The 15,784-nt window shown below is 57.6% G+C and carries 15 protein-coding genes; 6 read left to right on the forward strand and 9 right to left on the reverse strand.

All coding sequences use genetic code 11. The features are described from left to right. Both AACS18_RS07165 and AACS18_RS07170 read right to left on the reverse strand, forming a co-directional pair. Window positions 1-382: DUF1848 family protein (locus AACS18_RS07165; RefSeq protein WP_146184862.1), on the reverse strand; the 382-nt coding region annotated here is incomplete at its 3' end. 2 nt (window positions 383-384) lie between these two features. Beyond that, a complete protein-coding gene (locus tag AACS18_RS07170; RefSeq protein ID WP_146184863.1) occupies window positions 385-675 on the reverse strand; it encodes a hypothetical protein in 291 nt (96 codons plus the stop codon). 1,098 nt (window positions 676-1,773) lie between these two features. Between AACS18_RS07170 and AACS18_RS07175 the strand changes: the two genes are divergently transcribed. Further along, entirely contained in the window at window positions 1,774-2,151 is a 378-nt protein-coding gene (locus AACS18_RS07175) for a hypothetical protein (RefSeq protein WP_005338113.1), read from the forward strand. Window positions 2,152-2,375: 224 nt separating this feature from the next. Then, complete coding sequence (locus tag AACS18_RS07180; protein ID WP_108614017.1) at window positions 2,376-2,957, forward strand: DUF1349 domain-containing protein; 582 nt, start codon at window positions 2,376-2,378, stop codon at window positions 2,955-2,957. A 107-nt stretch (window positions 2,958-3,064) separates the two neighbouring features. Here the strand turns inward: AACS18_RS07180 and rimO are convergent, their stop codons facing one another. Then, complete coding sequence (gene rimO, locus AACS18_RS07185; protein ID WP_108614018.1) at window positions 3,065-4,393, reverse strand: 30S ribosomal protein S12 methylthiotransferase RimO; 1,329 nt, start codon at window positions 4,391-4,393, stop codon at window positions 3,065-3,067. Between the two features lie 292 nt (window positions 4,394-4,685). Between rimO and AACS18_RS07190 the strand changes: the two genes are divergently transcribed. Then, window positions 4,686-5,810, forward strand: a complete 1,125-nt coding sequence (locus AACS18_RS07190; RefSeq protein ID WP_108614019.1) for an HD-GYP domain-containing protein — start codon at window positions 4,686-4,688, stop codon at window positions 5,808-5,810. 163 nt (window positions 5,811-5,973) lie between these two features. Here the strand turns inward: AACS18_RS07190 and AACS18_RS07195 are convergent, their stop codons facing one another. The 6 genes from AACS18_RS07195 to AACS18_RS07220 all read right to left on the reverse strand — a co-directional run bounded on the left by AACS18_RS07195 (window position 5,974) and on the right by AACS18_RS07220 (window position 9,987). Continuing rightward, window positions 5,974-6,159 (reverse strand): hypothetical protein, encoded by a 186-nt coding sequence (locus AACS18_RS07195; RefSeq protein ID WP_108614020.1) that lies wholly within the window; start codon window positions 6,157-6,159, stop codon window positions 5,974-5,976. Between the two features lie 42 nt (window positions 6,160-6,201). Beyond that, window positions 6,202-6,783, reverse strand: a complete 582-nt coding sequence (locus AACS18_RS07200) for a NifB/NifX family molybdenum-iron cluster-binding protein (protein WP_108614021.1) — start codon at window positions 6,781-6,783, stop codon at window positions 6,202-6,204. Beyond that, complete coding sequence (locus AACS18_RS07205) at window positions 6,780-7,094, reverse strand: DUF134 domain-containing protein (RefSeq protein ID WP_005338107.1); 315 nt, start codon at window positions 7,092-7,094, stop codon at window positions 6,780-6,782. Before AACS18_RS07205 ends, AACS18_RS07200 begins: the two co-directional genes overlap by 4 nt. A 224-nt stretch (window positions 7,095-7,318) precedes the next feature. Further along, the gene (locus tag AACS18_RS07210; RefSeq protein ID WP_108614022.1) at window positions 7,319-8,500 is read right to left on the reverse strand and encodes a dicarboxylate/amino acid:cation symporter; all 1,182 of its coding nucleotides are present in this window, start codon (window positions 8,498-8,500) and stop codon (window positions 7,319-7,321) included. A gap of 191 nt (window positions 8,501-8,691) precedes the next feature. Continuing rightward, window positions 8,692-9,243 (reverse strand): hypothetical protein, encoded by a 552-nt coding sequence (locus AACS18_RS07215; protein ID WP_108614023.1) that lies wholly within the window; start codon window positions 9,241-9,243, stop codon window positions 8,692-8,694. Between the two features lie 105 nt (window positions 9,244-9,348). Beyond that, window positions 9,349-9,987 carry a TetR family transcriptional regulator gene (locus tag AACS18_RS07220; RefSeq protein ID WP_040065945.1) on the reverse strand — a complete coding sequence of 213 codons (639 nt, stop codon included), beginning with the start codon at window positions 9,985-9,987 and terminating at the stop codon, window positions 9,349-9,351. 140 nt (window positions 9,988-10,127) lie between these two features. Between AACS18_RS07220 and AACS18_RS07225 the strand changes: the two genes are divergently transcribed. The 3 genes from AACS18_RS07225 to AACS18_RS07235 all read left to right on the forward strand — a co-directional run. Beyond that, complete coding sequence (locus AACS18_RS07225) at window positions 10,128-11,321, forward strand: efflux RND transporter periplasmic adaptor subunit (protein WP_108614024.1); 1,194 nt, start codon at window positions 10,128-10,130, stop codon at window positions 11,319-11,321. Between the two features lie 17 nt (window positions 11,322-11,338). Continuing rightward, a complete protein-coding gene (locus tag AACS18_RS07230) occupies window positions 11,339-14,488 on the forward strand; it encodes an efflux RND transporter permease subunit (RefSeq protein ID WP_108614025.1) in 3,150 nt (1,049 codons plus the stop codon). Window positions 14,489-15,070: 582 nt separating this feature from the next. After that, a partial coding sequence (locus AACS18_RS07235; RefSeq protein WP_108614026.1) for a GDP-mannose 4,6-dehydratase occupies window positions 15,071-15,784 on the forward strand: 714 nt, incomplete at its 3' end.

Genomic DNA, 15,784 nt, shown 5'->3' on the forward strand with positions numbered 1-15,784 from the left:
CTAAATTACTCAGTAAAATGGGGTCGTATCTCCATATTACTTTTTTGTAACCTATTTTATCTGACAGTTCACAAAAGGTTTTTATTGCTCTGTGGGGCTTTGGAACATTATTTTCGAGAATGCTTGGGTAACCGGTTATTGTATATTGGAAGTAATATTTATGACCGATGTTATCAAGTTCATCCAAGTGCATCATGAGCATCAATGGGTTTCTTGTCCAAAACACGATGGCATCAACTTCATTTGGATGTAGGGATACTCGTTTTATTTGGTGTGCATTAAAAGGATTTCTTGTGAGTAAAAAACCTGCGCGTACCCTGTTCATAAACCATGGCGTATAAAAAGCTGGAATATCCGTCCTTCTGCTCGCGCTTATAATCATATCTATTTCCTGTATTCAAAAACTATTGTGCTCCCTGTATTCGTCAGGGGTGTAACAGTCAGCCCCGCAGGAATTTGATAGATTATATTAGGTTGGTTGATATGTGTCCAGTTTCTCCCTTGATAGCCATTGAAATAAAATTTGTTTGATACGCTGAATAGATGAGCTACTGAGCTATCAAATAGATCTCTTCCAAAATCCACATGATTAATATCATTGAAAACAAGAATGGAATTTTGTGGCATTGTAGTTGTTATTGCATTTTTCAGCGTTGAAATAAATGAGGTTGCCATCTGATTTCTCAGGAGAGTTGAGAAAACCTTCCCGATAATTATTATGTCAGCATTCTGGAGATCGATATTAGATGATATGTCACAATTTATGAAGTTGATGTTATTACCATGTGGCCTTATTGTTCCCCAGTGGCTACTGATGTCGTAGCCAGTATAATTAACATTGCAGTTGATTCCATTGTCGATACAATATTTTTGTATGGCGTAATAATCAGGAGCGAAGCCACATCCCAAAGATTTTATACAAACATTATCGTTATTTATTAGAATGTTTTGGATGAGCTGAGATTGAGATATATAGTGGTAATACTCACTTATATATGATGCTCCATAATTTAATGCGTAATAATTCATTTTTTTATCGCAATTATAAGTGTCGGGTCTTGTATGGAAGTCACTCCATAGTTCGTTATAGCAATTACACATATGCCCGGGGGTAGTGTTACAGCAAGGGGCGTTTCGCAAAAAATTATTGCAAGAAATTATTTTTTGATTAAACATGAAAGTAAATCCATTCTTAATGACCGATTAATATTGACTCCTATTTTTTCTTGTAAGGAGTCGATTCTACAGTTGGGTTGCTGAATCCGCTTCATTCACCTTTCTCGGAGGGGCGGTTACTTCACTCAAAACCACGCTACCGCCCGTGGATTACAGCTTCCAATATGCTCCATAGATCAGCAAGGGCTTGGCCCATCGCAGCAATAGGCACCGGATGGCTATGTTAAGCCAATCGAATCTGGTCTCACCAGTCAAAAATTGACGTAACTATCAGGAATATCTGCGTTTTATGCGCCAGCTCAAAAAATAGCAGCGGCACGATACAGGATTCCCATGGCCCTTGATTTTATTGGGGTTGGCGGGCGTGGGTTGGAATAGGGTGGCTGGCTTGCCGCTAAGGAGGAGTTGGCTGGGGTCAATCCCGCTCCGCCAATCGGCGCTATAGTGCGGGCGATGGTTGCCCTGTGCTCCGCTCCCAAGCTGGCGAGGCGGAGGATCTGCGGCAACAATCAGCTGTTGCCATCACAGCCATTTGCAACACATCGTCATGCAAATATGACCATGCAAACACATCACCAGATAGAGAGGAGATCTTCCATGAAGCGTACCATCCTGTTCGGCCTGCTCTGCGGCAGCGTGCTGCTGGCCAATCCGGTCTTTGCCAACGACGCAGCCCAGTTACAGTGCGAGGCGCAGGCCGCGGCCAAAAAACTTAACGGCGCCGCCAAGACCAGCTTTGTCGGCAAGTGCGTGAAAGATGCCGCGGGTGCCGCGACCGGCGAGTGCGAGAAAGCGGCCGCCGACAAAAAGCTGGCCGGTGCGGCCAAGAACAGCTTTATCCAGAAGTGCGTGAAGACGGGCGCGGCAGTGGATCCGGCAGCCAAGTGCGAGAAGGCGGCGGCCGACAAGAAGCTGGCTGGCGCGGCCAAGAACAGCTTTGTCCAGAAGTGCGTGAAGGATAGCGCCGCCAAGTAAGGCATTTTCTCATCCGGTGTGTTTGCGGGGGGCCATCAGGCCCCCCGCGCTTTTTGCACGCACTGATGGCGCAACGCACAAGCCTTGTATCGGGGCAGCAATAGCGACACTATTGACTCCTTTTATGGGTTCCGCAGAGGCGCAGCCATGACTTGCCGTGACCGGACGAGGCGTTGGCGAGCCGCATCCGTGCGGGATTAGGCGCGATAAGGGAGCAAAGCAGGATGATGAAAGGGATGGAATGGCGCTGGCTCAATGAACCGGCCCAGTGGCACAAGACCAGCGATGGCTTGCAGGTGGTGACAGACCAGCAGACCGATTTTTGGCGCAGCACCTGGTATGGCTTCGAGCGCCACAGCGGGCATCTCTATGGCTGCGAGGTGGCGGGGGAGTTCACCTTTCAGGTCTGCGTCGAGGGGGAGTTCACCACCCTCTACGATCAGGCGGGGCTGATGCTGCTGCAAGACGATGCGCACTGGCTCAAGGCGGGGATCGAGTACAACGATGATCAGCCGATGATCGGCAGCGTACTGACCAATCCGCGCTCTGACTGGGCCACCGGTATTTTTCCCGGCAACCCGCGCCGCTTCTGGCTGCGGCTGACCCGGCTGGCGGACTGTCTGCGCCTGCAATACTCCACCGATGGCAAGGTGTGGCCGCTGCTGCGCCTCGCCCCGTTCCCGCCAAGCGAACGTTGCTTTATCGGGGTGATGTGCTGCACACCGGAGCGGCAGGGACTGGCGGTGCGTTTCTCTGATTTGCGCCTCACCCCGCCCCTTGGCAAGGCGCTGCACGACCTCGGCTAGCAGTTTGTCGCCAGTAGTTGTTAAACAAAAAGCGCCATCAGGCGCTTTTTGTTTAGTTACGTTGAACGCTATCGACTCAACATGCGGCGTGTGTACCCATGGCAGGGTTAGCCAATCAGGCTGGCCCACAGGTCATATTCGTCGGATTCGTCGATCCGCACCTTGACCATGTCGCCCGGCTTGAGGCCGGTTTCGCCGTTGAGGTAGACCAGTCCATCGATCTCCGGTGCATCGGCAAAAGAGCGGCCAGTGGCACCCTCTTCGTCCACTTCGTCGATGATAACGGTCATCTCCTGACCCACTTTACGGGCCAGCTTGCGGATGGAGACCTGCTGTTGCAGCTCCATAAAGCGCTGGAAGCGCTCTTCCTGTACGGCTTCCGGTACCGGGTCCGGCAGCTCGTTGGCCAGCGCCCCTTCGACCGGGCTGTATTTGAAGCAGCCGACCCGATCCAGCTCCGCCTTGTCGATGAACTCCAGCAGCATCTGGAAATCTTCCTCGGTCTCGCCCGGGAAGCCGACGATAAAGGTGGAGCGCAGGGTGATCTGCGGGCAGATCTCGCGCCACTTCTGGATCCGCTCCAGAGTGCGCTCGACCGAACCTGGGCGCTTCATCAGTTTGAGGATGCGCGGGCTGGCGTGCTGCAGCGGGATGTCGAGGTAGGGCAGGATCTTGCCATCGCGCATCAGCGGGATGACGTCATCCACATGCGGGTAGGGGTAGACGTAGTGCAGACGCACCCAGATATCGAGCTTGGCCAGCTCTTCGCACAGGGCGACCATGCTGGTCTTGACCGGCATGCCGTCGTAGAAACCGGTGCGATGCTTCACATCGACGCCGTAGGCGGAGGTGTCCTGGGAGATCACCAGCAGCTCCTTCACGCCAGCCTCTTTCAGGCGCTTGGCTTCGGCCAGCACGTCGCCGATGGGGCGGCTCACCAGATCCCCGCGCATGGAGGGGATGATGCAGAAGGTGCAGCGGTGGTTGCACCCTTCGGAAATCTTCAGATAGGCGTAGTGGCGCGGGGTCAGCTTGACGCCGTGGGCCGGTACCAGACTGGTGAAGGGGTTGTGCTGCGGCTTCTCCACATATTTGTGGACGTGACCCAGCACCTCTTCGTAGGCGTGGGGGCCGGTGATCTCGAGCACCTTGGGGTGGATCTCGCGGATCTGATTCTCTTTGGCGCCAAGGCAGCCGGTGACGATCACCTTGCCGTTCTCGGCCAGCGCTTCGCCGATCGCTTCCAGCGACTCCTGCACGGCACTGTCGATAAAGCCACAGGTGTTGACGACGACCAGCTCGGCATCGTCATAGCTGGGCACCACGTCGTACCCTTCGGTACGCAGCTGGGTCAGGATGCGTTCTGAATCGACCAGGTTTTTGGGGCAACCCAAGGAGACGAATCCTACTTTGGGGGCCTGTTTTGTGTTGGACATCGCTCAATCACTCTTAGGTGGCTCTTCTTTAAGGGCGCGGATTTTACCGGAATGGTTAACCAAAAACTATACAGCCAGCATGGCAGAATCGAACAATATCTCCGACCAGGCAAGATTGCGCCGCACGAGCAGCCGGTTATGGCGCGCCCTTGGTAGGGCTATTGCCTCTGCCGTCCGGGCTTGTTGTGGGGATGCTGCTTTGTTGATTTTTCTGTCAATTTTGACGCTGTGGCGGGGAGTGCGTCAAAGGGAGTCACTATACTTCCATCACGGGGTCCCGTTGGAGAAGGCGATGGAAAGTTCATTTGGCGAAAAAATGCAGAGCGTACATGCCACGCTCAGGCAGCGCTTTGACAAGCTGAGTCGGGTGGCCATCGCGATTTACGATCCCCATACCGATCAGCTCAAGACCTTTGCCCACAGCACCGAGGGGCCCTCGCCGCTGGTGCAGTATGAGGTGAAGCTGAGCGATGTTCCCTCCCTGAGTTATCTGGCGGAGCACAAGCAGCCCCGGGTGCTCGGCAATCTGGATGCCCTGCGTGGCTCTGCGTCGGAGCACAGCCGCAAGGTGCTGGAGGCGGGTTATGCCTCAAGCTATACCGAGCCGCTGCTGTTCAACAGCAAGCTGTTTGGCTTTCTGTTTTGCGATGCCATGGAGCCGGGATATTTCGAGGAGCCGATCCGAAGCGAGCTGTCGGCCTATGCCCAGGCGCTGTCGGCCATCATTGCGGTGGAGTTTTTCTCCATCCAGACCCTTGGCGGCGCGCTGACCACTGCGCGGGAGTTCAGCCGTTATCGGGATGAGGAGACCGCCAACCATCTGCACCGGATGTCGGCCTACTCCCGGCTGATCGCCAAGACGCTGGCCCCGACTTGCGGGCTGAGCGATGAGGAGGTGGAGTTTATCTACCTCTTCTCCGAGCTGCACGACATCGGCAAGATCGCGGTGCCGGATGCCATTTTGCTCAAGCCGGGCAAGCTGACGCCGGAAGAGTTCGAGATCATGAAGATCCACCCCGGCAAGGGGCGGGAGATGATCAGCCTGATGATCAACGAGTTTGGTCTCGATGGCATTCACCACACCGACATGCTGACCAATATCATCGCCAGCCATCACGAACGCTTCGACGGAACCGGCTATCCGCTGGGGCTGGCGGGGGAGGCGATCCCGCTGGCGGCGCGCATCGTGACGGTGGCGGATGTGTTTGATGCCCTGACCAGCGAGCGCCCCTACAAGAAGGCATGGCCGTTCGAGACGGCGTTTTCCTATCTGGAAGAGCATGCCGGCAGCCAGTTTGATCCCGCCTGTGTCGCCGCGGCCCTGCACAACAAGGCCGAGTTTTATGCCATCTATCAGCAGTATCAGGATCCGGCCTGCTCTGCGAGCGTGGCGGCCAGCGGCATTGAGCCGGGTTGAGCATGTGTGATGAGCTTAAGGGGCAATACGGCGGATCAAGCATGACGAGGAATAAATAGAGAGGGAACACCAGCAGGTGCCCCCTCTCTTTTATGCGTCTCTCGATTCCACGCGCCCTTATTTTGCCGACCTTGTATCTGCGGCTATGGCGACTGCGGTCAGGTTACTTTTTGGGCGTCGGCTCGCTGATCTGATAGAGGTGATCCGCGCAGGCACTGGAGCAGCCACAGGGGCGCACCTCTTTATCTTCCCGTTTCTGGGCAAGCTGATATTGGCGCCACCAGATGATGGCGCCCATGGCCAGGATCAGCACAAACGAGGCGAGCAGGCTCAACAACCAGATGGACATGATCTCTTCTCTTTGATGGTGATGACATGCATGGCGATGGCATCAGTGATGATGGCAGCAACCGCCCTGCTGGTTGGCGCCTTCACTGCCGTGGCAACAAGTATGGCCTTGTCGTGAGCTCTCTGCCTGATTGCCACTACTGGCGCAACAGTGATTGGAGCCACTGTTGCAATCACCGTGGCAATTCGCATGGCTGTGGTCTGCGCCGACGGGCTGGATGGCACGGATCGCAGATTTGCTCTGATGACGTCGAGATGGGCGGCCCTGACTGGCCTCGGTAAGAGGTTGCAAATTGGTGGGGGCCAGCAGCGCGGGCAGCGGCAGGCGGGCAGAGCGACACTGCAGCACCCGGATATTGGCCGCCAGCAGGCGCCCCAGCATTCGCTCGCCGATATTGCGCACCACCACCTGACCCACTTGATGATGGGCGAGGGCGTCGAGCAGCGCTTGCTTGCCGTGGCAGCCTTCGGCGGCGGCCGGGTTGGTCAGGGTGGCGATGACGTTCCCTTCTGGGTTAAGAATTTGCAGCTGCTCGGCACGGGTAAAGTGGCCAGCCAGCAGCCCCTGACTCAGCATCAGGGCGCTGTTGCTGGGGTTGGTGGTCATGGTTGTAACAGCATTCATGTCGGCTCTTCTCCACTGGTTGGGTGGTCGGGCTCGGCGGGTTGCATCATCAATGCCTTGCCCAGACTCAGACACTCCACCACCTTGTAGCGCCCTTTTTTCAGGATATTGGCCAGGGTCTGGCGGGAGACCCCCATCACCAGGGCGGCCTCCTGCTGCTGCATTCCTTGAAGGTCGACGAGGCGCAGTGCCTCGAACTCGTCAGGGGCCAGCGTGACCTGTTCCAGCTGATGCATGGGGCGGCCGTTGGGTTTGAAGCAGCTGTTGGCGGGGCGGCCACAGATCTGGCGGGCAATCTTGGGTCTTGGCATGGTGGCTCCTAATTGGCATAAGCCATTTATACGCCCATATGTAGCATATGCCAATAATTTTGTCGGGTGTAGAGAGCTGCGCCAGTGCTATTCATGGTAGAGGGGGGTAAAGAGGGGGAGGCGGAATACGTACAAAGGCTGTGAAGGTGGCAGAAACGATGCAGGCCCGAACAGAGGTTCGGGCCTGCGGTTTTGCAGAGGATGGTCGAGCTATCCCGGCGAGCTTACGCCTGTTCGGCCTCGGCCACGGGGGCTACGCTCTCGCTGCCATTGGCGAAGCGATCCGCCCACAGGGCAATCACGCCGTCACCGGTGACGTTGCAGGCGGTGCCGAAGCTGTCTTGCGCCAGATAGAGGGCGATCATCAGGGCGATGGAGGCTTCACCAAAGCCGAGCATGGAGGTGAGCAGGCCCAGCGCCGACATCACGCCACCACCCGGGGCGCCCGGGGCGGCGATCATGATCACCCCCAGCATCATGATGAAGGGGAGCATGGTCTCGATGCCCGGAATGGCCAGATGCTCGGAGAGGAACATCACCGCGGTGGCACAGGTGACCAGGGTAATGGTGGAGCCACAGAGGTGAATGGTGGCGCACAGCGGCACGGTGAAGTTGGCGATACCGTCGCTCACCCCGTTGTTCTTGCTCGACTGCAGGGCGACCGGAATGGTGGCAGCGCTTGACATGGTCCCCAGCGCAGTAAAGTAGGCGGGCAGCATGTTCTTGATGAGCTGGGCCGGTGAGCGGCCAAGGGCCAGACCGGTGCCCACGAACAGCACGGAGAGCCAGATCCAGTGCATCAGGATCGCCATCACCAGTACCACGCCGAAGGTTTTCAGGGTGGCGAATACGGTGCCTTCCACCGTCATCTCGACGAAGACGCCGGCGATGTAAAACGGCAGCAGCGGAATGATCACCTTGGCCAGCAGGCGGTCGATGATGTCACGACCCTGATCGGCGACTCGGCGCAGATCGGTGGCCTGGGTGGCGCTGATGCCGATGCCAAACACGAAGGCGGCGGCCAGTGCCGACATCACGCCAAACAGCGGCGGGATCTCCAGATTGACGTAGGAGGTAAGCTTGATAGCCGTGGCCGTGGTGGGCTCGGCGGCGGTGGTGAACTGCGGGATCAGGTGGCTCGCCACGGTAAAGGCGAACAGCCCCGCCAGAATGGTGGAGCAGTAGGAGAGGGCCACGGTTTTGCCCAGCAGCTTGCCGGAGTTTTTCGGCAGGCTGGCGATGCCGCTCATGATAAAGAACAGAATGATGAGCGGAATGGTGAAGGTGATCAGCTGACCTATCACTGTCTTGGCCGTAAACAGCACGCGCGCCACCCACTCAGGGGCGTAGAGACCGAGCAAGAGACCGGCAAGGATGCCAGCAATGAGTTTCAGGACAAGTTTCATAAGGAAATCCGGAGTTGGTTGTATTGTCTGTTTTGTTATTAAATTTGATATTAATCACACTTTTTAACACGTAAGCCGTGTTATGTCTGCCTTTTCTGCGTTAACTCCGAGTTAAATATTGTCGAAAGCCAGGATCGCCGACTAGCTGTCGGCTTGGCGTTGAACTGGAAAATCCGTGATGAATTAGCCCGTTAGGTGGCCTGATGATCGCCACGCAGCAACATGACGTACTGGTTGACGTGTTGACTTGAGGAATCTGACGTACTGGCTGATACGGCTTCCATCGGCGCCAGTTGCAGCGCTATCCCGGATGTGGTGACCAGTTGCTGTAGCTGAGCGTGAGTTATCTTGCCGTTTGGGGGCAGGGGGAAGCAGATCGGAGCGCCCGCTTTGAGCAGGGTCGCCAGCTGTTGCAACAGTGGGACAAGGGTGGCCACGTCGCCATCAAGCGGGCGGCTCAGCCAGATGCCATCGTAAGGGAGCACCGAGTGCATCTTCGCCAGCGGGCAGACCCGCACAGCTTGCCCGGATTGCTGCGAGGCGACTTTGGCGTCGGCCAGTACCGCTTCACAGGCAGTGATCACATACCCTTCTGCACGCAGCCAGCAGAGATCCTCCCCCATACCACATTGACCATTGAGCAGGTGAGCACCGGGTTTGAGGCGTGCCACAAAGGCAGTTCGGACGTGGGTGTGCTGGTCGTTCAATGGCCAGGCAGCGGGGATGGCGTCAGAGTGTGGCACAGGGGTTACCTCAAGCAGGGGGCGCACAGGGTAACAAATCGGGGCCTGACTGCCAAAGCGCGCAGTCAGGCCCCGATTTGGAAGTGTGAGAGTTGCTGGAGCCGGTTAGCGGCCGCAGGCAGGCCCGTGGGGCTGGGCCAGCATGGTGAACATGCTCTCTATCAGGAAGGCTGATTCGCCCTGCAGGTCTATCCGCCCCGGAAAGTGGAGCCAGTTGATGATGTAGCCATCCAGAGTGCAGTGGAGCAGGGTGGCGGCGCGCTGCAGGTTGAGGTTGGCGGGCAATTGGCCCCGTCGTACCGCATTGGCCAGGGTGGTCTCCAGGTCCCGAAAGAAGTTGGCGGACTGGCTGCGGATATGTTCGCGCAGTGAGATGGCCTCCCCCTCCAGCGATTCGAGATTGAACAGGATGGTGAACATCTGCCGCTGGGCCGGATTGTGAATGAAGCTGTGGAGTACCCCTTCGAAGAAGAGGCGCAGTTGCCCCAGCGGATCCGGCTCATCTGGATTGAGGCAGGCATCGAGCTGGTGGGCGAGGGGGCTGCAGAGCTCCTGCCAGAGCGAAATGAAGAGTTCATCCTTGTTCTTGAAGTGCCAATAGATGGCCCCGCGGGTCAGGTCTGCCGCCCTGGCGATGTCGGTCAGGCTGGTCTTGGCCAGGCCCTGAGAGCAGAACAGATCCAGCGCCGTGCTCATGATGTGGCAGCGGGTTTGCTGCGCCTCTTCTTTGGTTCGTCTGGCCATCGAAATTTGTGCCTCATGCAAGCAAAAAGTCACTTACATACATTTATGAATGTATGTATATTGCCTCATCTTTCGACTATTTACCAACAGGGCCCATGCGGCCCTGATTGTTCATTGACTGGCAAAGGCTCAGGTGTTTCATGCATAAACATATTCTTGCTCGTTCAGTTGGTCTTGCCTTGCTGGCTACAGGCTTGTTGGCAGGTTGTGGTGACAAGGGGGGCGCACCCCAGGGACAGGGCGGCATGCCGCCCGCGGCGGTCAACGTGGTGACCCTGCAGAGCGGTCCGCTGATGTTGACCACCGAGTTGACCGGTCGCAGCGCCCCGTTGCGGGTGGCCGAAGTGCGTCCGCAGGTGAGCGGCATCATCCTCAAGCGCCTCTTTACCGAGGGAAGCGATGTGAAGGCGGGCGACCTGCTCTATCAGATCGATCCGGCTGTCTATCAGGCGGCAGTCGCCAGCGCCAAAGCCAATCTGGCCAAGGCCGAGGCCAACGAGCAGAGTGCCCGCCTCAAGGCGCAGCGCTATCAGGAGCTGCTCAAGGTCAAATCCATCAGCCGTCAGGACTATGACGACGCCGACGCCAGCTGGAAGCAGGCCAAGGCGGAGATCATGGCGAGCAAGGCGGCCCTGCGCACTGCCGAGATCAATCTCGGTTACACCCGCATCACCGCCCCCATCAGTGGCCGCATCGGTAAATCCGCGGTGACCGAGGGGGCGCTGGTGACCGCCCAGCAGGCTGATAGCCTGACCGCCATTCAGCAGCTCGATCCCATGTATGTGGATGTGCGTCAGTCCACCGCCGATCTGCTGCGCCTCAAGCGACTGGTCGCCGAGGGCAAGTTGACCCAGGACGAGCAGAAGGGGGCCAAGGTGACCTTCCAGCTGGAAGATGGCTCCACTTATGGCGAAGAGGGCTCGCTGCAGTTCTCCGATGTGACCGTAGACGAGACCTCCGGCATGGTGACCCTGCGGGTGATTGTGCCCAACCCTCACCAGCTGCTGCTGCCCGGCATGTTTATGCGCGCCACCCTGCAAGAGGGGGAGCGGGCGCAAGGGCTGCTGGTGCCGCAAACTGCCGTGACTCGCACCCCCAATGGTGGCGCCACCGTGATGGTGGTAACCGCTGACAACAAGGTGGAGCTGCGCAACGTGCAGCTGAGCCGGGTCGTCGGCAGCAACTGGGTGGTGGAGTCAGGGCTCACCTCCGGCGAGCGGGTGATCGTGGCTGGCTTGCAGAAAGTACGACCGGGCGCCGTGGTCAATCCCGCCGAGCAGGGGGCTGATGCTGCGCCTGCTCAAGCTGCGTCCAACACCCCGGCCAACAAGTAGGATGGAGTAGTCGCTTCATGGCTCGATTTTTTATAGACAGACCCATTTTTGCCTGGGTGATCGCGCTGGTGATCATGCTGGCGGGTAGCCTGGCCATCATCAAATTGCCGGTCGCCCAGTATCCGAGCATTGCGCCGCCCGCGGTCGGTATTTCTGCCAGCTATCCGGGCGCCTCCGCCAAAACGGTGGAAGACTCGGTGACCCAGATCATCGAACAGAACATGACCGGGCTGGATCACCTGCTCTACATGTCCTCCCAGTCTGACTCCGCGGGGCGGGTGTCGGTGACCCTCACCTTCCAGCCGGGGACCGATCCCGATATTGCCCAGGTGCAGGTGCAGAACAAGCTGCAGCAAGCGATGTCGCTGCTGCCGCAAGAGGTGCAGCAGCAGGGGATCCGGGTACAGAAGACCTCCAGCAGCTTCCTGATGGTCGCGGCGTTCATTTCCAGCGATGGCAGCATGAACAACGACGACCTGGCGGACTATGTGGTCTCCAACATCAAGGAGCCTCTGAGTCGTCTGGACGGGGTAGGGGATATCACCTTGTTCGGCAGCCAGTACTCCATGCGGGTCTGGCTCGATCCCAACAAGCTCAACCGGGTGCAGATGACCCCGGGGGATGTGCAGGCGGCCATCAAGGCGCAGAACGCCCAGGTGGCCTTCGGCAAGCTGGGCGGCACACCGTCGGTAGAAGATCAGCAGTTCACCGCCACCATCATGGGGCAGACCCGTCTCTCTACCGTGGAGCAGTTCAACGACATCCTGCTGCGGGTGAATCAGGATGGCTCCAAGGTACGGCTGAAAGATGTGGCCCGGGTCGAGCTGGCGGGCGAAAGCTATGACGCCGATGCGCTCTACAACGGCCAGTCTACCGCCGCGGTCGCCATCAAGCTGGCGACCGGCGCCAACGCGCTGGATACCGCCGAGAAGGTGCGTGCCAAGCTCAATGAACTGTCGGATTACTTCCCGGCCAACATGGAGATCGTCTACCCCTACGACACCACGCCGTTTGTGAAGATCTCCATCGAGGAGGTTGTGCAGACCCTGATCGAGGCGATCTTCCTGGTGTTCTGCGTCATGTATCTGTTCTTGCAGAACTTCCGCGCTACCCTGATCCCGACCATTGCGGTGCCTGTGGTGCTGCTCGGTACCTTCGGGGTGATGGCGGCGTTCGGCTTCTCCATCAACACCCTCACCATGTTCGGTATGGTGCTGGCCATCGGTCTGCTGGTGGATGACGCCATCGTGGTGGTGGAGAACGTGGAGCGGCTGATGAGCGAGGAGGATCTCTCCCCGCTGGAAGCGACCCGCAAGTCGATGACCCAGATCACCGGCGCGCTGGTGGGGATCGCCTTGGTGCTCTCCGCCGTGTTCGTGCCGATGGCCTTCTTCGGCGGCTCGACCGGCGCCATCTATCGTCAGTTCTCGCTGACCATCGTCTCGGCCATGGTGCTGTCGGTGCTGGTGGCGTTGATCCTGACACCGGCCCTTTGTGCCACCCTGCTCAAGCCGATGAAACATGGCGAGTTTGGTGCCAAGCGCGGCTTCTTTGGCTGGTTCAACCGCGCCTTTGATGCCGGTACCAACCGCTATCAGAGCGGTGTGCGCAAGGTGATCAAGCAGGGCGTGCGCTACAGCCTGATCTACGGTGCCATGCTGGCGGTACTGGCAGTGCTCTTTATGCGGATGCCCACCTCCTTCCTGCCGGAAGAGGATCAGGGGGTCATCATGTCCATGGTGCAACTGCCGGTGGGGGCCACCAAGCAGCGCACCGAGGTGGTGCTGGCGGACATGCGCGATTACTTCCTGAAAAACGAGAAGGATAACGTCGATTCCGTACTGACGGTGGCGGGCTTCAGCTTCGCCGGTAGCGGCCAGAACAGCGGTATGGCCTTTATCAAACTCAAGGACTGGAGCGAGCGCAAGAGCCCGGATCGCAGCGCCAATGCCATCATCGGCCGCGCCATGGGCTATCTGTTTAGCATCAAGGAGGCGCAAGTGTTCGCCTTCAACCTCCCTCCCATTCCTGAGTTGGGGACGGCGACCGGTTTTGACTTCTTCCTGCAGGATCGCGGCGGTATCGGTCACGACAAGCTGATGGCGGCACGTAACCAGTTGCTCGGCATGGCGGCGCAGGATCCCACTCTGGTGCGGGTACGCCCGAACGGGATGGAAGATACGCCACAGCTCGATATCAAGATCGACTACGAGAAAGCGCTGGCGCAGGGGCTATCCATCGCGGATATCAACAACACCCTGGCTACCGCTTGGGGCTCGTCCTACGTCAATGACTTCGTTGATCGTGGCCGGATCAAGAAGGTCTACATGCAGGCGGATGCCCCCTTCCGGATGAACCCGGAAGATCTGAAACTCTGGTATGTGCGCAACAGTGCCGGTCAGATGGTGCCCTTCTCCGCCTTTGCCAGCACCGAGTGGAGCTTCGGATCGCCTCGTCTGGAGCGTTACAATGGCGTACCGGCGATGGAGATCGTCGGGGAAGCGGCGCCCGGCAAGAGTACCGGTGATGCGATGGCCGCTATCGAGCAGATGGTGAAACAGCTGCCGGAAGGGGTGGGCATCGAGTGGACCGGGCTCTCCTTCCAAGAGCGGCAGGCCGGTTCACAGGCGCCCGCGCTCTACGCCATCTCCTTGCTGGTGGTGTTCCTCTGTCTGGCGGCCCTCTACGAGAGCTGGAGCATTCCGTTCTCGGTGATGCTGGTAGTACCGCTCGGGGTGTTGGGGGCCATTGTGGCTGCCACCCTGCGCGGGCTGGAGAACGACGTCTACTTCCAGGTCGGTCTGCTCACCACCATAGGCTTGTCGGCGAAAAACGCGATTTTGATCGTGGAATTTGCCAAAGAGCTCTACGACAAAGGGATGGGCTTGGGTGAGGCGGTGGTGGAGGCGGCGCGTCTGCGTCTGCGCCCGATCCTGATGACCTCGCTCGCCTTTATCCTCGGGGTGTTGCCGCTGGTGATCAGCTCCGGCGCGGGCGCCAGCAGCCGTAACGCTATCGGTACCGGTGTGATGGGGGGGATGATTAGCGCCACCGTGCTGGCCATCTTCTTCGTGCCGCTCTTCTTCGTGCTGGTGATGCGCTACTTCACCAAACACAGCAGCAAAGAAGCGCGCCTGACCCATGCCCATGAGTCAAAACATGACTGATGGCACTGTTCTTCTCAGTTAACTTGCGCGGCCAGAAGATGAAGATAGTGTCAGGCCAAATCTGACCAGCAATACAAATGGGGCAACCAGTATGGTTGCCCCATTTTTGTTCCAATCAGTTAGATCAGGTTGATTTTTGAACGCACTGGGGGTGGGGTCATACAGCTCTTCTGGTTTTCTATCGAATCTTGGTTAAAAACGAGATGCTGAAACATTTTTTGGTGTGCAGTCTTGTTGGAATCGAGATAGAATCTGCCGTTCTATCGGGCTGGTACTGTGCGTTTTTTACCATGAAAAGTTCTGTTTCGTAGTTTTACACGAAATGAAAACATGGTGATACGCCATCAAAACATAACAATGCTGGAGGGCATGATGACCAACAGCAAGCACAATCAGGTTAAAAGCAGCAAACTGGGGGCTGTAACCCAAGGGCGGTAGCCATAGCATTTGGCGCGAACTTGATTGAATAGTACTCATCAAGACACATTCTGGTGATGTTAAAAGACCCTATACGCGGTCTTGAATTTCTGGCTCAGCCCGCAACCGCATCCATATCAACTCCTCGCAAGAGATAACATATCTATGAAAATTCTCGTTACCGGTGGCGCAGGTTTTATCGGCTCTGCCGTGGTGCGCCATATCATCCGTGATACCCAAGATTCCGTTATCAATCTCGATAAACTCACCTATGCCGGCAATCTGGAATCCCTGGCCGATGTATCGTCAAGCGAGCGTTATGCGTTTGAGCAGGTGGATATCTGCAACCGTGCCGAGCTGGATCGGGTGTTTGCCCTGCATCAGCCGGATGCCGTGATGCATCTGGCCGCAGAGAGCCATGTTGATCGCTCCATCACCGGTCCTGCTGACTTTATCGAGACCAACATCGTCGGCACCTATATGTTGCTGGAAGCGGCTCGCGCTTACTGGAACGGTCTGGACAAGGTACGCAAGGCGGCCTTCCGCTTCCACCATATCTCCACCGACGAGGTGTATGGCGACCTGCTCCATCCGGATGAAGTCGCCCCCGGTGTGGCACTGCCGCTCTTTACCGAAACCACCCCCTATGCCCCCAGCAGCCCATATTCTGCCTCCAAGGCCTCCAGCGACCATCTGGTTCGCGCCTGGCGCCGCACCTACGGTCTGCCAACCATAGTCACCAACTGCTCCAACAACTACGGCCCGTTCCACTTCCCCGAGAAGCTGATCCCGCTGGTCATCCTCAATGCGCTCGATGGCAAGCCGCTGCCTGTCTATGGCAAGGGTGACCAGATCCGTGACTGGCTCTATGTGGAAGAC

This window comes from Aeromonas sp. HMWF015 (assembly GCF_963878965.1).
GTDB classification, from domain to species: Bacteria; Pseudomonadota; Gammaproteobacteria; order Enterobacterales; family Aeromonadaceae; genus Aeromonas; species Aeromonas veronii.